Source organism: Actinomyces glycerinitolerans, assembly GCF_900098745.1.
Taxonomy (GTDB): domain Bacteria; phylum Actinomycetota; class Actinomycetes; order Actinomycetales; family Actinomycetaceae; genus Actinomyces; species Actinomyces glycerinitolerans.
On record NZ_FQTT01000013.1, the window covers coordinates 60,455 to 80,092 of the forward strand.

Genomic DNA, 19,638 nt, shown 5'->3' on the forward strand with positions numbered 1-19,638 from the left:
GGCGTCACGGTCGGCCGCAACCACCCACCGGGAAGAAGAACAGGAAGGCGCAGAAGGCACCCGTGGACCTCCCCCATATCTCAAGCACACCGACCGCCTCCGGCACCCCGGGAGGCGTTGCCGCTCCGCGGGACAATCCGCTGCTGGACCCGCGCGACCTGCGTCTGCCCCGCATCGCCGATCCGTGCGTGCTGGTCATGTTCGGCATCACCGGCGACCTGGCCCGGCGCAAGCTCCTGCCGGCCATCTACGACCTGGCCAACCGTGGCCTGCTCTCCCCCAGCTTCTCGCTGGTGGGCGTGGGACGGCGCAACTGGTCCGACGACGACATGCGCGAATACGTCGCGGATGCGGTGCGCGGCGGCGCCCGCACCCCCTGGCGGCAGGCGATCTGGGATCAGTTGGCCGCCGGCATGCGCTTCGTCGAGTTGGCCTCCTTCGACGACGACGGCGCCTACGAGCGGCTCACCCGCACCGTCACCGACCTGGACGCCACCCGCGGCACCGGCGGCAACCGCGCCTTCTACCTGTCGGTGCCGCCAGCCTGGTTCTCCACCGTCACCGAGCATGTGGCCGCCTCCGGGCTCGTGGACGAGGTCCCGGCCTCCTGGCGGCGGGTGATCATTGAGAAGCCCTTCGGCCACAACCGCGCCAGCGCCCAGGAGCTGGACGCCGTCGTCTCCCGGATCGTGCGCCCGGACGACGTCTTCCGCGTCGACCACTACCTGGGCAAGGAGACGGTGCAGAACATTCTGGCGCTGCGCTTCGCCAACACCATGTTCGAGCCCCTGTGGAACCAGCGCTACGTGGACCACGTGCAGATCACCATGGCCGAGGACATCGGCATCGGCACCCGCGCCGGCTACTACGACACGATCGGCTCGGCCCGCGACGTCATCCAGAACCACCTGCTGCAGTTGCTGGCCCTGACCGCCATGGAGGAGCCCATTTCCATGCGCGCCTCCGCCATCCGCTCCGAGAAGGAGAAGGTGCTGGCCGCCGTCAAGCTGGAACGGGCCGGCGTCCTCGATCTGGACGCGACCACCGCCCGTGGCCGCTACGAGGCCGGCTTCCAGGGCGGCGTCCCCGTGCGCGGCTACCTGGAGGAGGACGGGGTGGCCGCCGACTCCCACACGGAGACCTTCGCCGCGGTGCGGCTGGAGATAGCCAACCGCCGCTGGGCCGGGGTCCCCTTCTATCTGCGTACCGGCAAGCGGCTGGCCCGCCGGGTCACGGAGGTGGCGGTGGTGTTCAAGCGACCACCGTTCCTGCCCTTCACCGACGCGGCCACGGCCGGCCTGGGCGCGAACACGATCGTGCTGCGCATTCAGCCCGACGAGGGCATCACCATGCGCATGGCCTCGAAGGTTCCCGGCACCCAGATGGAGCTGCGCGATGTGACCATGAACTTCGGCTACGGCGCCTCCTTCAACGAGGAGTCCCCAGAGGCCTATGAGCGGCTCATTCTGGACGCGCTGCTCGGCGATGCCCCGCTGTTCCCGCAGCAGCGGGAGGTGGACCTGTCCTGGCGGATCCTCGACCCGGTGATCGAGCACTGGGCCGCGAACGGAGTGCCGGAGGGCTATCGGCCCGGCTCCTGGGGGCCGCCCTCGGCCCATGACCTGCTTGCCCGCGACGGCCGCATTTGGAGGCGCTCATGATCATCAACCTCACCGAGACCACAACCGACGAGATCGTCTCCACCCTCCTTTCCGAGGGTGTCAGCAGCGGTTCGCGCGTGCTCACCCTCGTGATCGACACCGACCGGGACGGTCTGGAGGAGGCCCTCGTGGCCGCCCACGGCGCCAGCCTGGACCATCCCTGCCGCGTGGTGGCGGTCGTGTCGCCGACCAACGGCAGCGACGACGCCGACGACGACCGGCGTCACAATGGGCACCGTCCCGACGGCTCCCTCGGCCATCTCGACGCCGAGATCCGGCTCGGCCACGACGCCGGCGCCGGCGAGACCCTGGTGCTGTTCCCGGAGGGCGAGGCGGCCCGCCACGCCGACACCCTGGTGGTGCCCTTCCTCCTGCCCGACGTGCCCGTGGTGACCTGGTGGCCGTATGCGCCGCCCGTGCGCCCGGCCACGAGCCCGCTCGGAGCCCTGGCCACCACCCGCATCACCAACACGCCCTCTCAGCCGGACCCGTCCTCCGCCCTGGCGGCCCTCGCCCCCGAGTACACGCGCGGCGACATCGACCTGGCCTGGACGCGCATCACCCTGTGGCGCGCCATGGTCGCCTCAACCCTGGACTCGCTGCTGTGCGCCGGGGCGGTCCGGGGAGTCGTCGTCGCCGGCGAGCCGCACAATGCCTCGGTGTCCCTGATGATCCGCTGGCTGCGGCTGCGCCTGGGTGTGGATGTGGAGCGGGTGGATGCCCCAGAGGTTCCCGGCATCGCCACCATTACGGTGCGCACCGACTCCGGTGACCTGGTGATCACGCGCAAGGACCACGAGCGGGTGATGATCACGCGCCCCGGCGTCGAGCGCCCACAGGTCGTGACCATGGCCCGCCGCGAGCCGGTGGCGACGATGAGCGAGGAGTTGCGCCGGCTCAGCCCGGACCTCGTCTACGAGGAGGTTCTGGCCACCTTCGCCGAGGACTCCGCCCAGGCCGCCGTTGCGGAAGAAAGGATCCACTGATGCCCACAGTCGATGCCGCCGCCGTCAACGCGGCCGCGGACGCCCGTCCCCTCCCCTCCGTCGTCGTCCACGACTCCATGGCTGAGGCGGCCGCCACCGCCGCCGCGGAGACCGCGCGACTGCTCGCCGACGCCGCCGCCGAACGGGGCGTCGCCCACCTGGTCCTGACCGGCGGATCGGGCGGTGCGGCGCTCGCTGCGGCGCTGCCCGCCGCACTCGCCGCCGTCGGGCTCACATCCGCGCACGGGCTGGATCGGGTGCACCTGTGGGAGGGCGACGAGCGCTTCGTGCCCGCCGACCACCCTGACCGCAACGACCTACAGGTGACGGGACTGGTAGCCGCCGGAATTCCGGAGGCCAATATGCACCGCCTGCCTGGCCCCGAGCAGGTGGAGTCCGTCGACGCGGCGGCCGCCGCACTGGCCGAGGCGCTGCGGGAGCACGGCCCGGCCAACGGGCGCTTCGACGTCGTCCACGTGGGGCTGGGGCCGGATGCGCACGTGTGCTCGCTGTTCCCGGGGCACCCGGTCGCGCCCACCACCGGCACGGACGTGATCGCGGTGCGCGACTCCCCCAAGCCGCCGCCCGAGCGCGTGTCCTTCACCTTCGACGTGTTGCACCGGGCGCGTCGGGTCATGGTGGTGGCCGGCGGGGCCGGTAAGACCGAGGCGGTGGCCAAGGGGCTGGCCGCCCCCGACGTCGTCGCCGCCCCGGCCTCCTGCGCCCGCGGCGAGGCCACGGTCTGGCACCTGGATCGTGCGGCCGCCGCCGGCGTGCCCGACTGACCCGCGGCTCGTGCCCGCGGACGTCCACCGGCGTCCACAGGCACGGTCCGCGGCGGCTGCGAGCGCCCGGCTGTGGACAACGCCGGCCCGCCCCTAGGCACAGCCGCGGCCGTCAAGTACCGTATTTGTATGAGAATCCAACCAATTGGCTCATCCGACCTGACCGCCTCCAACCTCATCCTCGGCCTGATGCGCATTAAGGAGCTCAGCGACGCCGAGATCCGCGACCTGGTGGCCACCGCCCGCGGCGCGGGCATCACCATGTTCGACCACGCCGACATCTACGGCCGCGACCACGCCTGCGAGGAGCGCTTCGGCTCGGCCCTGAACTGGTCGGCCACCGAGCGCGAGCAGGTGGTGCTGCAGACCAAGTGCGGCATCCGCTGGGGCTGGTTCGACTTCTCCGCCCAGCACATCCTTGAGTCCGTCGACGCCTCCCTCAAGGCGCTGCAAACCGACTACCTGGACGTGTTGCTGCTGCACCGTCCCGACGCGCTGGTCGAACCGGAGGAGGTGGCCGCCGCCTTCGACTCCCTCGCCGCCTCCGGGAAGGTGCGCCACTTCGGCGTCTCCAACCACACGCGCGGCCAGCTGGAGCTGCTGCGCGCCACCGTGGACCAGCCGCTGCTCGTCAACCAGCTGCAGCTGTCCCTGACGCATGCGGACATGATCGCCGAGGGCGTGGCCCTGAACATGCGCCACGACCAGTCGGTGGTGCGCACCGACGGCATCCTCGACTACTGCCGCCTGACCAACACCACCGTTCAGGCCTGGTCCCCCTTCCAGTCCGGTGACGGCTCCGGCCCGTTCCTGGGCAACCGGGAGCGCTACGGCGAGCTGAACGACGTCGTGGACCGCCTGGCCGCCGAGTACGGCGTGACCCCGGAGGCGATTGCCACCGCCTGGATCACCCGCCACCCCGCCCGTATTCAGGTGGTGCTGGGCACCACCCGCCCAGACCGGGTCGAGGCCGCGGCCGCCGGCTCCGACCTGGAGCTGACTCGCGAGCAGTGGTACGAGGTCTTCCGCGCCGCCGGCTACATCGTTCCCTGAGCCGCCTCCGGCCGCGGAACCCGCCCATCATGCTGCCTCGTCTCCACCGATCCGCCCGGACGGCGCCGGCGGCCTGCGCGCTTTCGGCAGCGCTCGCCCTGACTCCGTGCGCGGTCGCGCCCCCGGCGGCAGCGGATACCGCGAGTTCGCTGGATGCGCCAACCGCGGCCGCTGTCTCCTGGGACGAGCGCGAGCGGCTCGTGCTGGGCGCGGCGGAGGCGTTGGACGCGCTCGAGGCGTTGCCGGAGGACTCCCCCGCCGCCGTCTCCTGGGGTGAAGGGGGTTCGCGCACCGGCTGGTTCGGCCAGGCGTGGATGGACGTCGATGGGGATGGCTGCGACACCCGCAACGAAATCCTGGCCCGGGACCTGACCGACGCGGACTTCTCCCGCGAGGACGGCACGCAGGACATCGAAGCCGGGCGCGGTCAGGGGGCGGCCGTCTGCCCCGACGCCACGGTCTGGTCGGGCACCCTCCACGATCCCTACACCGGATCCACGGTCGCCTTTCAGCGTGGGCAGGACACCTCCGACGCCGTTCAGATCGACCACGTGATCCCGCTGAACTACCTGTACGCGCACGGGGCCTGGCAGTGGGATCAGCGCCGGCGTCTGCTGGTCGCCAATGATCCGTTGAATCTGCTGGCGGTGGATGGCGCGGCCAATCAGGAAAAGTCCAACTGCGGCCCGGCCACGTGCCCGGCCGGCTCCACCGAGACGGGCACTTGGACCACCGCTACCGGGCCCGGATGGTGGCCCGACGACGTCGGTTACCGCTGTGAGTACGCGCGCCGGTTCGTCAGCGTGGCGGCCGCCTACGACCTCGGGCTGCCGGACGCCGACGCCGCCGCCCTGCGCACGGCACTGACCGACTGCGCGGCCGGCGGCGACGGCGCCGTCTCGGTGCCCGAGCGCGTCCGCAGTGTTGGTGTCCGGGTGGGACAAACGGTGCTGGCCGACCGCGTCTACACGCTGGTGTGTGCCGCCGGGGCGCTGCTGATCGGGCTCGGGCTGGTGACGCGTGGGCGTGCCGCCCTGCCCCGCCGCCGCGCATCTCGCCGAGGTCGGTAGCAGTTACGTGCCGAGGTCGGTTGAAATGGCACCTGGGCCCGACGCCCGATCCCCTAGGATCGGACACGTGGCGAATACGCAGTCGGGCCCAGCGGCCGGAAGCGATAGCCGGAGCGCTCCCGGCATAAACGATCCGGCGTCGGCGCGCGTGGACGTGTGGCTGTGGAGCGTGCGGCAGGTGAAGTCCCGCTCCGCCGCGACCGCGGCCTGCCGCGCCGGCCACGTGCGCATCAACGGCGAGACCGCCAAGCCCTCCCAACACGTGAAGGTGGGCGACGAGATCCGCTATCGCGTGCAGGGCTTCGACCGGCTGCTGCGCGTGCAGCGGATCCTCGTCAAGCGGGTGGGTGCACCCGTCGCCCGCACCGCCTACACCGACTTCTCTCCCCCGCGTCCGACCCCGCTGGATGCGCCCGCCGCGATCGTTCGCGACCGCGGGGCGGGCCGCCCCACCAAGAAGGAGCGTCGTCAGCTCGACGCCCTGCGCGCCACCCGCCGGGCCGACGTCGATATCGAGCACCTGCTGGACGAGGACTGAAGGAGAACCGCATGTCTCCCTCCGCTCGCGCCACTCGTGGCGCGGCCGCCATCGCCGCCCTGAGCGCCATCGGCGCGCTGGCGGTGCGCCGCCGAGAGCTGGGACCGGGACTCAACCGCGTGGCCCGGGAGCTGCGTGCGCCGCTGTTGGTGATTGGCCGGGGCCAGGCAGGAGTGCCCGAGGACCTGCCCACCGACTTCTCCTCCCTGCTTTCCTCACGGCTGCCCGCGCGGGTATTCCCATCCGGCCTGGGGCACCGTGACGTCGTCGTCGATGGCGGTCTGGAAGTGCCGGTGTGGCGGTACGAGCCGGATGCGCGGCGGGAGGCGCCGCCGTCGGGCGCCCTCGTGTGGCTGCACGGTGGCGGCTTTGTGGGTGGCTCCCCCGCCCAGGACCACTTGTTCTGCTCACGCATCGCCCGGGAACTGGGCATTCTGGTGGTCTCCGTCGATTACCGGCTGGCGCCCGCCCACCCCTATCCGGCGGCACTCGACGACGCCTTCACCGTTCTGCGTCGGCTGCACGCCGAGGCCGCGGCCGAGGGCGTGGACGCCGAGCGGATTGCGATCGGCGGCGCCAGCGCCGGCGGCGGGCTCGCGGCCGCGCTCGCTCAGCGCGCCCTGGACGAGGGAGTACCGGTTGCTTTCCAACTGCTGATCTATCCGATGTTGGATGACCGCACGGGTGCCGGTGGCGCCGAGATTCCCGGCCGCGGCGAGTTCGTGTGGACCGCCCGTCGCAACGCGGAAGGTTGGGGCGCCTACCTGGGGCGTCCGGTCGCCGAGCCGGCCGACCGGTGGGCGCCGGCGCGCTGGGCGGTGCCGGCTCGGCGGGAGCACCTGGATGGGTTACCGGCCGCCTGGATCGGCGTTGGCGAGTTGGACCTGTTCCTCGATGAGGACCGTGCCTATGCAGAACGCCTGCGGGCTGCCGGCGCGCAGGTGCAGCTGCGGGTTGAGCCGGGTATGTATCACGGCGCCGACTACTGCACCTGGTCGGCTGCGATGCGCGATTTCCGCAGTGATGCGATCGATGCTCTGCGTCGGGGGCTGGCGGGCGGAAGCTGAGGGCCCGCGCGACCGTCCCGTCCGGCGGCGGTGCTCAGGCCAGGCGCTGGAGCAGGGCGTCGACGGTGCGTAGGACGCCGGCTTCGGTGTTTGCGGGCGCGGTCCAGTGGGCGACGGCCTGAATGCCGGGGTGGGCGTTGGCCATGGCGAATGACAGCTCGGACCGCTCGTACATGTCCAGGTCGTTGAGATAGTCGCCGAAGACGGCAGTCTGCGCCGGCGTGATGCCCAGGCGCGCCTGCAGGGCGGCCAGGGCCCGGCCCTTGGAGGCGGTGCGGGGCATGAGGTCGGTCCAGTGCACGCCGGAGACGACGGCCTGCACGTCCGGCACGGCCGCCTTCAGTGCCTGCGAGCTGCCGGCCTCGACGTCGTCGAAGTCGTATACGGCCACCTTCAGCGTCCGGTCCAGCGGCACGGCGAGTAGATCGTCGACGATCTCCAGCTCCCGGTAGTAGCGGGAGACCTCTTCCACGAAGGGCGGGTCCTGGCGGTCGATGTAGGCGCATTCCACCCCGGCCAGGACGGCGCCGACGTTGTAGCCGTCGATGCCCAGGTCGCGGGCGGTGTCGATGGCGGCAACCGTGTCGCTCACGGTTATGGTCTCGCAGTGGATGACCTCGTCGTCTTGAACCACCAGGGTGCCGTTCTCCGCGATGATCGGCGAGTGGGTGATCGGCTCACCCAGCACGGAGCGCAGGTTGGCGAGCTGGCGCCCGGAGGCGGGAGCGAACAGCACCCCGTGGGCGCGCAGCCGCGAAACCATGTCGGCGAATCCCGCCGGGAGTAGGCCGTCGCCGTCGAGCAGGGTGCCGTCCATATCCGTGACGACCAGGCGCAGGTCGACGGGCGCGGGCGGCAGTGGGGCGGGGCCGGCAACCGAGCCGGGCGTGGTGGAGGACTTCACGCAGGCGATTGTTACAGACCCGGCGGATGATCGTGAATCGGCGCAGGCGATCAAATGGTGCGTTTGACAATTCCGTCTACGACGGCGTCGATGGCCTCGATCAGTCTCAGGCCGATCACGTCTACGCGTCTGAGCAGTTCGCGGCGGGCCAGCGCCTCCATGTTCAGTTCTTCCACGAACAGTTGGCGCAGCCCGTCGTCGTACTGTTCGCGTACCCGGCGGCCCTCCTTACGGGCGGCGGTGCACAGCTCCCGGTTGATGCGCCCGGAGGAGGTGTCCATGGCACCGACCAGCTGCTCCAGTCCGCGGCGAATGTGTTCGAGGCCCGTCCGCGAGTGGTCATCGGGCTGAATCTGCCAGGCGCGGGTCTCCCGCACGAAGTCACGAGTGTTGGTGAGCACCTCATCGAGGCAGCGGGAGAAGCGGAACATGTCCTCCCGGTCGAGCGGCGTCACCACGCGTGTTGACAGCAGGTGCACGAACTGCAGGCGAGTCGTGTCTCCCTGGCGCTCTACCTGCTCGATGCGCTCGACCAGCGCGTCCAGATCCGCGTCCGCCTCGCATGCGCGCAGCGCGAACTCGACGCCCTCAATGGCGAGAGTCGCCTGCGCCGACAGCGCCCCGACCAGAGTCTGCCGTCTCCCTGGTCGCCGTAGCCACGTCCACAGTCTTGCCATGCCGCATCCGTCCTCCGTGTACCCAATTGTGCGCGCCGCGCGACACCGTGCTCAATGACCGAGCAGCATGGCCGCGCCGGCCCCGCACAGCAGGGATACCGGGAGGGTCCAGGCCCAGGCGGCGGCGATCCGGCCGACGGCGTTCCACCGCAGTCTTCTCCACTGGACGCCGGGCACGCTCCCCATGAGGGCACCCACCGTGGCCTGAGTCATCGACACCGGGGCACCGAGAATGGCGCCCACCGTGACCGCCAGTGCCGTGGCCACCAGGACATTGCTGACCTGATAGGGCTTCGGTGCGAACACGCCCACCCGCCAGGCGCGGCCCGCAGCGCGCAGACCGAGCCGAGCCCCGATGGCGAAGGCCAACCCGGATCCGACCGCCGCCATCAAGCGCAGCGCCGGGCCGCCGCCCGGACCGCCCACGGGCTGCCCCAGCGCGGTCATCCACACCACGAACAGCTTCTGGCCGTCATTGAGCCCATAGGCCGCGCAGACGCAGATGAACCCGCCGCTGCGGGCATACCCCATCCACCGGTGGGCGTCCGGCAGCCGCAGGCGTGCCAGCACGGCCAGGAGGGCGCGAGCGCACAATCCGGCCAGCACGGGAGCCAGGGCGGCCAGCGCCAGCACCCGTGCGACGAGTGGCCAGTTCGCGCCTCCGCCTGCCAGGCGCACCCCGGTCGCGGCGCCTACCAGGGCGAGCGTGACCGACGTGGGCACCCGCACGACCGTCGCGGCCCCCAGGGTCACGATCGCCGCCAACAACACGGTGCCGAGCTCACGCACTCCGCCGCCGCCCAGAAGCTCCCGATAGGTGCCGGCCACGGGCGCCGTCCCCGCCAGTGGGACCAGGGCGGTCACAGCGGCGAGGATGGCGACCGAGCCCCAGGGGCGCTCCGGGTTGGCCCCGATGTTGAGCGCGCACAGCGGCGCCCCATCGTTTCTGCCCACTACGACGGTGAAGGCCAGTACCAGCGCGGCGGTTAGCAGCACGGCACAAGGCTCTCACGCACACAGCGCAACAATCGTCCGGACCGGGGTTTCCAGGCGGAACGGACCACGGCTGTACGGAGCCAGCACCACCTGTCTGTTCTCATCGATGACCAAACGGGCTCCCGTCCGGTCAACCAGGACCGTTCCCACCGCGTCGACCGCCATGAGCTCGTCATCCCCATAGTGCGCGACACCGCCGAGCCTTATCAGTGCGGGAGAGTCGGCGAGATTAGGCCGAGCCTCGTCGGGACTCACCAATCGTGCCGTCCCGGTGATCGTGGTACGTCCCGCTGCCATGGCATCAATCAACGCCGCGGCACTGCATTCCTCTGCGGCGATCCAAGTAGTCGGCATCCCCGGGCGCAAGGGGGTGGAGCGGTTGTGAAAGTCGCTGCCACCGACGATTACGCTACTCCTGTCGCTCGCTGCCGCCCAAGCCAGGGGCGCCGTACTGGTGGGATTCCGGTAAGAAGATCCGTGAAAAAGCTCGGCACCGATCGTCCCGGACGGCAAGGGGTACAGCCACGAACAGTCCCCATCGACCGGGTGATTGATCGATATGAAGCCCTTGCTGCGCTCGGCCTCCCGCACCCAGGAAGCAGCCTCCTGACGAAAGTCGATGGTCCCGATCTGCCCCCAGGCGTTGGCATGTCCGCGGTGAGTGGTTATTTCCTGGCCGGGAATCAGAGTAACTCCGTGGCGTTGTCCCACCGAATCGAGATGCCTGTGGTGGCTCACCGTGTTGTGTTCGGTGCAGCCCAGATAGTCCAGCCCCGATCTGACCGCCTCGTTGGCGAGTTCCCACAATGACAACTCACCGTCGGAGTGGAGGCTGTGGCTGTGTGTGTCGCCCGCGTACCAGGTCAGACCGGGCGGGGCGGGCAGTCCACGGTCGCTGCCGCGCATAACACGCCGAACGGGGGCTTCCCGCGGGCCGTGCTCCGGACTGGTGGTTGCCGGCGTAACGACTGTGACTGACACGTCGATTCCGTTGGCCGGCAGTTGATGCAGTCCCATGAGCACCGCCCAATTGCCCGCCTTCAGACCCGGCAGGTAACCGGGAGTGGCGTCCTCCTGGGTTATGACGCATTCGGTTCTGGCCGCTCCGGACCAGCCTCGCAGTCCGTCTGGGCCCAACAGGCCCAGATCAATCACCGCTGTGCCGTCGTCACCATCCACATCAAGGGTGATCTCCAGCGAGTCGACCTGCCGCGGTAGTTCGAAAGGAACCTGCAGGTAGCGGTCGGCGGCCTGGTCCGCCAGCGTCGGGTGCAGCTCTGTGTGTCGTAGCACCGTCATGGTCCTATCTCCTGCTTCGTGTCCTATGAGTTGTCATGCGCCGCCGCGTCGGCCGTCTGGGTATCCCGACGCCGGCGTAGTGTGAGGATGGCGGCAGCGGGCACGGTCATCTCCCACAGGGGGACCTTCTCCTTCGTCACCGCCCCGGTCAGATCGGTTTGATCCCATTCTCCCGCGGCGCGCGCCCGTAGCGGTTCCGGATGGTGCTGGTAATTGACCAGACGAGCTTCCAGAACGCCGTCGTCGAGACGACGCAGAGACTCCAGGGCTACGCGCCCGTGCGTGGTCATGGGTGGCATGACCGTTCCCGGGGCCTCCCTCCCAGTCCCGACGACACATACCGGATCCAGACGGAATTCGTCCGAATGGCGAATGACGTCGGAATCTTCCCAGTCGGGACAAGACAGGTCCACGGCGAAGTCGGTGGTCACCGCCGTGTCCAGGTATTGAGCGCCGGGTACGGCCAGCTCCGCCCCTGCGGGTTCATCGCGCAGAGGGTGGAGATTGACGCTCATGAGTCCGACGGCGCGCAGAAGTGTCAGTGCGATTTCGTCGGGCCGATTGGGCACCTCGGCACGGACGGCGGGAGTTACCACCTCGTACTCCATCGGCCGGTCGGTGAAGACCGCGACCTCGCCGGCATGAACGAAGCGGGTAGCCGGGAAGGTCGGAATGGGGTATTCACCCCAGCCCCCCTCACCGACGCGTGCGCGGCGGGTGACACCATACTGTCCGGCGGCAACAGAGCCGACCAGGCCCCGTCCCTCGGTGGGGATATGGATGCGTAACCGGTGGCTGCCCACCACATTGACGAAACTGGTACGCACCCGCAGGAACTGTTCATCTGCGCGGATCTCGAGCCGCGTGTCGATCACCTGGTCACGGGTCTGAGAACTGCGGGACCTCCCCTCGGCGTCCAACCCGACCGGCAGGCGATAGACACGACGAATTCGGATCCTGCCACGCAGCGGGCCCCACTCCTCAACCTCGATATCAACACGGGTGGGTTTGGTGACTGCGCCGGACCGGACGGGGCCATAGTTGTAGGAGTCTCCCCGGTCCCCCTCATCGGTAAGATCGAGGGCGCGGGTGACCGTGCGCCCACTGGGGAGGTCCGTGACTGCGACCAGGCCGTCGTCGTCGACGTCAACGCGGACGAGGCCGTTGTCCAGACGACGTTCCGAGACACACACCGGATGTTCGACGCCGCCGTCGGCTTCCAATACGGCCGCGCTCATTCCGGACGCGTGGCCCGCCAGCAGGACTCTGCAGGCTGGCGCGGCGCGCGTGACGACGTGCCAGTAGTCCTCGGTCCCAACTCCCGCCAGCCGACGACGAAGCTCTTGGGCGAAGGCGTCGCGGTCGAAGGCATCACTCTCGTTGCGGGAAACCTCGAAGACGAGTTCGTCGGGCGTTGGGAAGTGATAGCCGCATATGGTGTAGCCGAATAGCTCTCTTCCGTGGATCCGCCGCAGTATCCGGGGTACGTCTGCGGCTGGCAGCCTTTCGTCACCGACGACTGTGGGCAGTGCTTCGATGAACTGGGCTCCCTTTGGGACTGCATCCGCACCTACATCGAGCACGGCTTCTCCCTGGACCGTCCGCGCCCAGCCGGACTGATTGAAGGCGGCCACGGCGCCTGCCGGTAGGCGACGCGCCAATCGCGGGAGCGCGATGTCGATGACCCCGCGTGCGGTGTGCGCAGCTACATGCAGACGGGTGAGCACCTCCTCCGCTGTTTCATCGCAGCCGCAACCAGTCACCGAGTCATGGGCCGAGGATTCAATCACGAGACCCCAACCGCGCTCGCACAGCGTCCTGCGGGAGGAGCCGCCAACCGCGGCATCGAGGCGTTCGGCCGTGACGAGGTCCCGCTCCGCGCGCGCCATGGCCGCCTTGAGGTTAGTTCTTATCGACAATACGCCGGGCAGGATATTCCCTCGGGCATGTGAGCGCAGTTCACCGTTCACCAGTGGTAGTTGTCGCAGGTGCGCGGCGTCGTGTGAACGCGAGACTATCACCTCGCTCAGGGTCGCCAAGGCCAGACGGGTGTCAGGGCAGCGCGCATTGTGATCGCGTACCAGGGTGCACAGGTCCGCGCGTGGACTCATGTGGTCGGTTCCGTACATTCCCGCAGGTGGGTCTCCGCGGAAACGGGCAACATGTAGCCGCAAATACTCCGCCACGAGCCGATCAACCCTGTCCGGCGGATCGAACAGCTTCAGCGCCGAACCGTACCCGTCCCACAGGTACTCCACCCGGACCTCGGAGCCGTCCAGGGCCCTCCACCTGAACGCGTCGGTGTCAACCGCCGCTGGCGCCCCCCGCCACAGGGCGGCGTCGGTCAGGCCGAATCCTTTGAGAATCTGCGGCATCTGGGCGGCATGACCGAACATGTCGGGAAGGTATCCGACCCGCATCTCTCCGCCTATGGCGCGGGCAGCGCGAATGCCTCGTTCAAGGTTGCGCACCATGGTCTCACCGTCGCAGCAAAATTCGTCCATGAGTATCGCGAACGGTCCCACCGCCAGTTGTCCGCGGGTGACGGCCGCACGCAGCTTACCGGCGTTCTCGGGACGGATGGCCAGATAGTCCTCGACCATGGCGGTCTGCCCATCGAGGGTGAAACGGTATTCTTCGTCGTCGTCAAGGAGCGTCAGTAGTCGGTCAATGACGGGAATCAGGCGCGCCCGGAACACGTCATGTGGTTCGTACCACTCCCGGTCCCAATGAGTGTGGGGAATGATCCACATGGCGGTCGGTACGGCGTTGTCGTGCTGCGTCATCGCTGTCCTCCTCCGATTAGTGTGCCGGTGTCGGTGTCGAAGACGAGGATCTTCGCCATTGGGAAGGTGAACCAGCAGCGTTGTCCCGGTTCCGGTAGCGGATCCTCCCCGACTACGGCCTGTAGGCGATCCGTCCCGGCGCGCATGGTGAGCAGGGTGTTGGCGCCCAGATTCTCCACGGTGTACACATTGCCGGCGACGGCCCCGATCGCGGTCGCCGAGTCGTCGGGCGACAGCGGTGAATCCTCCGTGGAACCGGCGGGGATCGGCGTCCAGTCGACGTACTCCGGCCGCACTCCCCAGGTGACATGTGCCCCGTCGGGCAGCGCATGGGCGGCCGCCCCAGGGGCAGGGATCACTGTGCCCATTGACGCGATACGCCCGCCGCGTAGGACTCCCGCCACGAGGTTCATGGGGTGGGCGCCAATGAACGAGGCGACGAATTCATTGGCGGGGGCGTGGAAGATCTCCCTGGGAGTGCCGACTTGCTGGATCCTCCCGTCTTTCATGACCGCGATGCGATCCGCGAGGGCTAGGGCCTCGGCCTGGTCGTGGGTGACGAAAACGGAGGTGATGCCGAGATCGCGTTGCAGCTCTTTGAGAAAGGTGCGGGCTTCGAGGCGCAGCCTGGCGTCAAGGTTAGACAGGGGTTCATCGAGGAGAAGCACCTCGGGGCGAGTGGCGATGGCCCTTGCCAGGGCGACGCGTTGCTGCTGTCCGCCCGACAGCTGACCGGGACGACGGTCTAGCAAGCCATCCAGGGACAGCTCTCCCGCCGTGTCCGTAGCAACCCTTCTGCGCTCGGTCTTGGATACCTTGCGGACCCGCAGCGGGTAGGCGATATTGTCTAGGACATTCATGTGGGGGAAGAGGGCATAGTCCTGAAACACCATGGCCACGCCTCGCTCTCCCGGCTCGGTGTCGGTCATGTCGACGCCGCCGATGTGCAGGCTACCCTCGGTGATGGTCTCCAATCCAGCGATGGTTCTCAGCAGGGTGGTTTTCCCGCAACCGGACGGTCCCAGCAGCGCGAAGAACTCCCCCTCCCGAATCAACAGGTTGATTCCGTCGACGCCCCGCACGCCGTTGGGGTATTGCTTGACCAGCCCGCGCATTTCGATCGTGGACGTCATGACTTGATCCCCCCGTAGAAGCGGAAGCCGAATCGCCTGTTGACGAAGAAGTAGATGAGCAGGACGGGGACCGCAAACACCAGGGCGAACACGGAGATGAGCCGTAGATCGGCCTGCCCGGACTCGGTGTAGAATGTGTACATGACCACCGCGGCCGGCTGACTACCCGGATCGCGCAGCAGCAGATAGGGGACGAGGAAGTTGCCCCAGACCTGCACCACCGCCCAGATCGCCACGAAGGCTATGCCCGGCCTGGCGACGGGAATGACGACGTCGGCGAGGATCCTTCCGGGACCGGCGCCGCACAGGCGTGCGGACTCCTCGTAGGACTTAGGAACGGAGTCCATGAAGTCCTTGAGAATGAACACGACTGTCGGCAGCAGTCCACCTGCCAGAACCAGGATGACGCCAGTGTGGGTATTGATGAGCCCGATGGCATTCATCAATTGGAATGTGGGTACCATGGCCGCGGTACCGGTGACGATGGAGGAAAGCAGCAGCATGCCGTACAGGAGGCCGTCGCGTCCTGGTATGCGCACTCGGGAAAGCGCATAGGAAGCCAGTGTGCCCAACACGACCACCACCGCCATGGTGCCCAAGGCAATAATGAGCGAGTTCCTGATCGATCCCATGGCGTAGGGATTGTCCAGCAGCCGACGAAAGTTCGACAGCGTCCACCGCGGCCACTTCACCGCCATTGTCGGGTGGCCGTCGAACGGTGCCAGTATTAACCAGGTTAGGGGCAGGGCGAAAAACACGCCGACGACGGCGAGCACCGTGGTGAAGATGATCCGTCGCGCGAACTTCATTGTCGCCCCCTTCCCACACGCATGTATGCCAGGGCGATGACCAGGTTGATCAGCAGCATAAGTACGGACAGGGCGGCACCGTGACCCAACTGACCGCCTGGAATAGAGGTCTTATAGATGTATACGGACAGTATCTCGCTCCTGCTAGCCGGACCACCGGCGGTGAGCAGGTAAGGGGTGAAAGTATTAAAGGTCCACAGGGTGATCATGAGTGTGTTCGTCAAAATGTGTCCCCTGATCGTGGGTAGGACCACGTCGCGCAGTTGCTGCCAGCCGGAGGCGCCCGCCATTTGCGCGCTCTCCAGTTGTGAGGGCGGCACTGCCGACAGGGCAGAGGAGAACAGCTGCATGGAGAATGCGGTGCCGCACCAGATGTTAAAGATGATGATGACGGCCAGCGGATGCTCGATGAGCCACGCCTTTCCCGGCATGTTGAGCAATGCGTTCAATGTGCCGCCGCGCCGGTCGAGCAGCGCTATCCACAGGAAGGAGACGACCGAGCCGGGAATGACCCAAGCGGCCAGCACCACCGACTCCAGGAGGGTTCGCGCCCAGCCGGCGATACGGCGGGTGGACCAAGCCAGCGTGAAGCCCACAACCGTTTGACCGATGACGCCGGAGAATGCGACGAAGGCGACGGTCAGACGCAGGGAGTTCCAGAACGCGGGATCGCGTAACGTGGCCAAGTAGTTGCCCAGCCCGACGAACTCTGTGTGTGCCGCGGCCAGGCCGGTGAGCCGGTAGTTGGTCAAACCCAGGTAGATGGTCCACACCGCCGGGAACAACAGGAACAGCACGATCAGGACCAGGGCGGGGACGACGAAGAAGGTGGCGCGCCCCCGCCCCAGGCCGGCGATGTCCTCGGCCCGTCTGCGCGGCCGCCGCCGTCCGGTCCGCGTCTGTGCCATGGGCTCAATCCCCGCTTACGGCGTCGGCACCTACAACGCCCTCGAGCGCCGTCACATAGCTGCCCATGGCCTCATCGACACTGGTGCCGGTGACCACGTCGAGCGTGGCCTGCTGCAGGAGCACCGATACCTCCGGGTACTCCGCGAGTCCGGGGCGGTATGAAGTGATCGGCAGGACCTCCTCCGAGACGAATGACAGCATCGGGTCGGAGGCGAGCAACTGCTCATTGACGTCGTCGCGCGGCGAGATAGATAAGGTTCCCTCCGCGCGGGCTTTGAAGGCCTCCGGGGAGTTCATGAAAGCCAGTAGCTCCCAAGCGAGCTGGGGGTTTGCCGAGTTCGGGTTCAGCACTCTCGCGGTGCCGCCCGACATGGAGACGAAGTCCTGCCCGTTGATGCCTCCGCCGGGGGTCACGGCGGGGATCTTGGCGTAACCGACCAACGTGTCGCGGTCGGCCATGGGTGCAGTGCCGACCGCCTCGTCGGGGTTGATGACGGAGCGCCAGAAGTAGTCACCCTCCAGCAGGATGGCGATGCGTCCCTCGGCGAACTCCTGGAAGGAGGCGTCACGTCCGGAGGCCTCCTGCTGGAGGATGGGGTCGCCGAGCTCCTCGTCAACATAGATCGTCTTGTACAGGTCCAGCACCTGCCGCATGCCTGGCGTATCCCCGGCCCACATGCCATCGTCCCAGATCGCCTGTCCGGTGCCGACCAGCATGGGCAGGAACCCCTGCATGGTGGCGGCCTCCCCCATGGCGGTTCCGGCATTGAGCTGGAGTGGGACGACGTCGTCGACCCGCTGCTTGAGCGTGCGCGCGGTCTCGAGAATGTCGTCCCAGGATGCTGGCTGCCAGTCGGTGGGCAGTCCCGCTCGTTCGAAGATGTTCCGGTTGTAGTAGATGACGCGTCCATCGGCGCCCTGCGGCACGCCGTAGCGTCGACCCTCGAAGGATGCGGCCTGTTGGACCGCCTCGGGAATCTGCTCCCATCCGTCCCAGGCCGTCATGGCGTCTCCGGCGATCTCCTCCAGCGGCTTGATGTATCCGGCCTGGGCGAATTCACCGATCCAGATCCCATCCAGTCCCACGATGTCGGCGCCCTTACCGGACTGGAAGTCCAGTGCGGCCTTGGTCTTGTAGTCCTCGTCGTCGACCCCCTGCGCCTCGAAGACGACCTGGACCGATCTGCCTGCCTCCTTCTGGGCGGCTGTGAACTCGGGAATCACCCAGTCTGCGATCCAGTCGGCCTCCGCGGCGTTCTTCCCGCCTGCGATCGCGTTCGTCATGATAGTTAGGGTCACGGCGCCTGAGGTGGAACTGGTAGTTGACTGGTCGCGGGATGCGCAGGCCGCCAGTACGAGGGCGGTAGACGCCAACGCCGCGCCCGTAATTGCGGTTCTTCGTGTGATGGATGACGTCATCGTCAATACCTCCGTGGTGTGTGGCACGGGTCGCCTGCAGGCGCCGCCGAGACCGATGCGCGGCTGCGCGCGCGGACGCCCACATCACCTCATCGTGATGTCCGCCACCCATTAGTCTGAACTTCTGAAAAAATACTGTCAACCCCGGCCGAGGAGCGTTACGGACTTGGGACTCCGACCCCAGCGTTTCGGGGAGCACCACGAGTCGTCGACTCGTTGCCGCCCGAGGTCAGTTAGGGGAGCTGGGCGGACGGGGCACATACAGGTTGTCGTGAACGACCGCCGCGGCGCCGACGGCGCCGACGTTATCCCCCATAGCCGATGAGAGGATCGACACCGGATGCGGCCCTCTGGCAGACGGGCGCCGCACGGCGCGACGGCTCGCCGGGGCGTACCAGGGTTCGAGCAGACGCCAGTAGGGCCCACCGAAGACGACCGTGTCCGCATCGAGCAATTCCACTGCCATCATGACCAGTTCCGCCATGCGCAATGCTGCGCCCTCCAGGAGCTCATCTGCACGCCGATCCCCGTCAACCGCCGCGGCACATAGTCTCGCCAGACGCCGTTCGACCGCGTCGAAGTCGGTGCGCGGAGGAAGCGGTTCTGGCTGAAGCCCGAGGGTATGAGCGCGTTCGACAATAAAGGCAGGATCATTGTCCATGCCCGTGTGCTCCCCAGGAGTGCGTGAGCCGAGTGCCGTCATCATGGTCCCGACCTCGCCACTGTTACCTGAGAAGCCGCGCACAGGCTCGCCGTTGATCGAAAGTCCCATGCCTGTGCCCGTCCCCACATAGACGAAGACCATGGTCGAGTCGAGGAAGGCTCCACCCCTGACCCAGTTCTCGCCGATCACCGCAGCCAAGGTGTCTTTGACCACCGGCACATGCATCCCCAGATGATCGCCCAGAACCTCTCCCAGAGGCACTGCGGTCCAGCCAGGAAGCCAGGCAGGGCCGTCCGGAGCGCCGTTGGTCGGATCCAACGGTCCAGGAATAGCCAGGCACGTCCCAGCCAACCGCTGCTCATCAAGGGACTGCTCACGAACAAGCTGGCGCACCATCTCGGCGACCCGGGCCATAGTCGTATGCGGATCATCGGGATTCACACGGCGCGATGACGCCGCTCCAGTCACGTGTCCTCCGAGGTCGAGAGCGACCACAGTGATGAGTGACGGATCGACGTGTACGCCGACAGCGATACGCGCCGAGCCAACGATATTGAGAAGGACGCGGGGACGCCCCCGCCCGGTGATCTCCGTACCGACCTCGCTGAGCAGGCCCTGCCGTTGCAGGCCCCGCACGATCGCCGACACCGACTGTGCCGACAGTCCCGTGGCGGCAGCGATGTCACGCTGGCTGCAGGCACCCAGACAGCGCAACGCATGAATCACGACGTTTGCGTTGTATTTGCCCAAATCCACCAGGTTGGTACCCGCACGCATTGAAACACCTCCCCCACGGAACCGGAGCGATCACGTCGCTCGCGGCAACTAGCACCGCCGCGTGGAGATTAGCGTATGCGTCCGGACCGAAGCAGCGCCCAGAAG

17 protein-coding genes are annotated in these 19,638 nt (G+C 67.8%); 7 read left to right on the forward strand and 10 right to left on the reverse strand.

The features are described from left to right. The first annotated feature begins 140 nt into the window (after nucleotides 1-140). The 7 genes from zwf to ACGLYG10_RS11945 all read left to right on the forward strand — a co-directional run bounded on the left by zwf (nucleotide 141) and on the right by ACGLYG10_RS11945 (nucleotide 7,160). The gene (gene zwf, locus ACGLYG10_RS11915; protein ID WP_280173618.1) at nucleotides 141-1,661 is read left to right on the forward strand and encodes a glucose-6-phosphate dehydrogenase; all 1,521 of its coding nucleotides are present in this window, start codon (nucleotides 141-143) and stop codon (nucleotides 1,659-1,661) included. Next, entirely contained in the window at nucleotides 1,658-2,647 is a 990-nt protein-coding gene (locus ACGLYG10_RS11920; protein ID WP_073332297.1) for a glucose-6-phosphate dehydrogenase assembly protein OpcA, read from the forward strand. Before zwf ends, ACGLYG10_RS11920 begins: the two co-directional genes overlap by 4 nt. Then, entirely contained in the window at nucleotides 2,647-3,432 is a 786-nt protein-coding gene (gene pgl, locus ACGLYG10_RS11925; RefSeq protein WP_073332300.1) for a 6-phosphogluconolactonase, read from the forward strand. The genes ACGLYG10_RS11920 and pgl overlap by 1 nt, the downstream gene beginning before the upstream one ends. Nucleotides 3,433-3,561: 129 nt before the next feature. Next, on the forward strand, nucleotides 3,562-4,485 hold the full coding sequence (locus ACGLYG10_RS11930; protein ID WP_073332302.1) for an aldo/keto reductase: 924 nt from the start codon (nucleotides 3,562-3,564) through the stop codon (nucleotides 4,483-4,485). Nucleotides 4,486-4,514: 29 nt separating this feature from the next. Next, a complete protein-coding gene (locus ACGLYG10_RS11935; protein WP_073332305.1) occupies nucleotides 4,515-5,555 on the forward strand; it encodes an HNH endonuclease family protein in 1,041 nt (346 codons plus the stop codon). A gap of 124 nt (nucleotides 5,556-5,679) precedes the next feature. Next, nucleotides 5,680-6,093, forward strand: a complete 414-nt coding sequence (locus ACGLYG10_RS11940) for an RNA-binding S4 domain-containing protein (protein ID WP_244542681.1) — start codon at nucleotides 5,680-5,682, stop codon at nucleotides 6,091-6,093. Between the two features lie 11 nt (nucleotides 6,094-6,104). Further along, nucleotides 6,105-7,160 carry an alpha/beta hydrolase gene (locus tag ACGLYG10_RS11945; RefSeq protein ID WP_073332307.1) on the forward strand — a complete coding sequence of 352 codons (1,056 nt, stop codon included), beginning with the start codon at nucleotides 6,105-6,107 and terminating at the stop codon, nucleotides 7,158-7,160. Between the two features lie 34 nt (nucleotides 7,161-7,194). Here the strand turns inward: ACGLYG10_RS11945 and ACGLYG10_RS11950 are convergent, their stop codons facing one another. The 10 genes from ACGLYG10_RS11950 to ACGLYG10_RS11995 all read right to left on the reverse strand — a co-directional run bounded on the left by ACGLYG10_RS11950 (nucleotide 7,195) and on the right by ACGLYG10_RS11995 (nucleotide 19,533). Beyond that, nucleotides 7,195-8,064, reverse strand: a complete 870-nt coding sequence (locus ACGLYG10_RS11950) for a Cof-type HAD-IIB family hydrolase (RefSeq protein WP_073332310.1) — start codon at nucleotides 8,062-8,064, stop codon at nucleotides 7,195-7,197. 50 nt (nucleotides 8,065-8,114) lie between these two features. Continuing rightward, the gene (locus ACGLYG10_RS11955; protein ID WP_073332313.1) at nucleotides 8,115-8,741 is read right to left on the reverse strand and encodes a DUF47 domain-containing protein; all 627 of its coding nucleotides are present in this window, start codon (nucleotides 8,739-8,741) and stop codon (nucleotides 8,115-8,117) included. 51 nt (nucleotides 8,742-8,792) lie between these two features. Then, a complete protein-coding gene (locus tag ACGLYG10_RS11960) occupies nucleotides 8,793-9,737 on the reverse strand; it encodes an inorganic phosphate transporter (protein WP_073332316.1) in 945 nt (314 codons plus the stop codon). A gap of 12 nt (nucleotides 9,738-9,749) precedes the next feature. Beyond that, nucleotides 9,750-11,036 (reverse strand): PHP domain-containing protein, encoded by a 1,287-nt coding sequence (locus ACGLYG10_RS11965; protein WP_073332318.1) that lies wholly within the window; start codon nucleotides 11,034-11,036, stop codon nucleotides 9,750-9,752. A 23-nt stretch (nucleotides 11,037-11,059) separates the two neighbouring features. Further along, nucleotides 11,060-13,822: a glycoside hydrolase family 38 N-terminal domain-containing protein gene (locus ACGLYG10_RS11970; RefSeq protein ID WP_073332321.1), complete on the reverse strand. Its 2,763-nt coding sequence runs from the start codon at nucleotides 13,820-13,822 to the stop codon at nucleotides 11,060-11,062. Beyond that, the gene (locus ACGLYG10_RS11975) at nucleotides 13,819-14,955 is read right to left on the reverse strand and encodes an ABC transporter ATP-binding protein (RefSeq protein ID WP_073332323.1); all 1,137 of its coding nucleotides are present in this window, start codon (nucleotides 14,953-14,955) and stop codon (nucleotides 13,819-13,821) included. The genes ACGLYG10_RS11970 and ACGLYG10_RS11975 overlap by 4 nt, the downstream gene beginning before the upstream one ends. Beyond that, nucleotides 14,952-15,764, reverse strand: a complete 813-nt coding sequence (locus tag ACGLYG10_RS11980; protein WP_073332326.1) for a carbohydrate ABC transporter permease — start codon at nucleotides 15,762-15,764, stop codon at nucleotides 14,952-14,954. The genes ACGLYG10_RS11975 and ACGLYG10_RS11980 overlap by 4 nt, the downstream gene beginning before the upstream one ends. Further along, on the reverse strand, nucleotides 15,761-16,672 hold the full coding sequence (locus ACGLYG10_RS11985) for a carbohydrate ABC transporter permease (RefSeq protein ID WP_073332328.1): 912 nt from the start codon (nucleotides 16,670-16,672) through the stop codon (nucleotides 15,761-15,763). The genes ACGLYG10_RS11980 and ACGLYG10_RS11985 overlap by 4 nt, the downstream gene beginning before the upstream one ends. Before the next feature lie 4 nt (nucleotides 16,673-16,676). Further along, entirely contained in the window at nucleotides 16,677-17,957 is a 1,281-nt protein-coding gene (locus ACGLYG10_RS11990; RefSeq protein ID WP_211483022.1) for an extracellular solute-binding protein, read from the reverse strand. A gap of 364 nt (nucleotides 17,958-18,321) precedes the next feature. Beyond that, entirely contained in the window at nucleotides 18,322-19,533 is a 1,212-nt protein-coding gene (locus ACGLYG10_RS11995; RefSeq protein ID WP_073332332.1) for an ROK family transcriptional regulator, read from the reverse strand. Between the last annotated feature and the right edge of the window lie 105 nt (nucleotides 19,534-19,638).

Bases quoted from the DNA above. Each gene is read 5' to 3' on its own strand.
- ACGLYG10_RS11995 (WP_073332332.1), bottom strand. From the start codon at position 19,533: ATGCGTGCGGGTACCAACCTGGTGGATTTGGGCAAATACAACGCAAAC.
- ACGLYG10_RS11965 (WP_073332318.1), bottom strand. From the start codon at position 11,036: ATGACGGTGCTACGACACACAGAGCTGCACCCGACGCTGGCGGACCAG.
- ACGLYG10_RS11970 (WP_073332321.1), bottom strand. From the start codon at position 13,822: ATGACGCAGCACGACAACGCCGTACCGACCGCCATGTGGATCATTCCC.
- ACGLYG10_RS11930 (WP_073332302.1), top strand. From the start codon at position 3,562: ATGAGAATCCAACCAATTGGCTCATCCGACCTGACCGCCTCCAACCTC.
- ACGLYG10_RS11955 (WP_073332313.1), bottom strand. From the start codon at position 8,741: ATGGCAAGACTGTGGACGTGGCTACGGCGACCAGGGAGACGGCAGACT.
- ACGLYG10_RS11980 (WP_073332326.1), bottom strand. From the start codon at position 15,764: ATGAAGTTCGCGCGACGGATCATCTTCACCACGGTGCTCGCCGTCGTC.
- ACGLYG10_RS11935 (WP_073332305.1), top strand. From the start codon at position 4,515: ATGCTGCCTCGTCTCCACCGATCCGCCCGGACGGCGCCGGCGGCCTGC.
- ACGLYG10_RS11920 (WP_073332297.1), top strand. From the start codon at position 1,658: ATGATCATCAACCTCACCGAGACCACAACCGACGAGATCGTCTCCACC.
- ACGLYG10_RS11990 (WP_211483022.1), bottom strand. From the start codon at position 17,957: ATGACGAACGCGATCGCAGGCGGGAAGAACGCCGCGGAGGCCGACTGG.
- ACGLYG10_RS11945 (WP_073332307.1), top strand. From the start codon at position 6,105: ATGTCTCCCTCCGCTCGCGCCACTCGTGGCGCGGCCGCCATCGCCGCC.
- pgl (WP_073332300.1), top strand. From the start codon at position 2,647: ATGCCCACAGTCGATGCCGCCGCCGTCAACGCGGCCGCGGACGCCCGT.
- ACGLYG10_RS11985 (WP_073332328.1), bottom strand. From the start codon at position 16,672: ATGGCACAGACGCGGACCGGACGGCGGCGGCCGCGCAGACGGGCCGAG.
- ACGLYG10_RS11975 (WP_073332323.1), bottom strand. From the start codon at position 14,955: ATGACGTCCACGATCGAAATGCGCGGGCTGGTCAAGCAATACCCCAAC.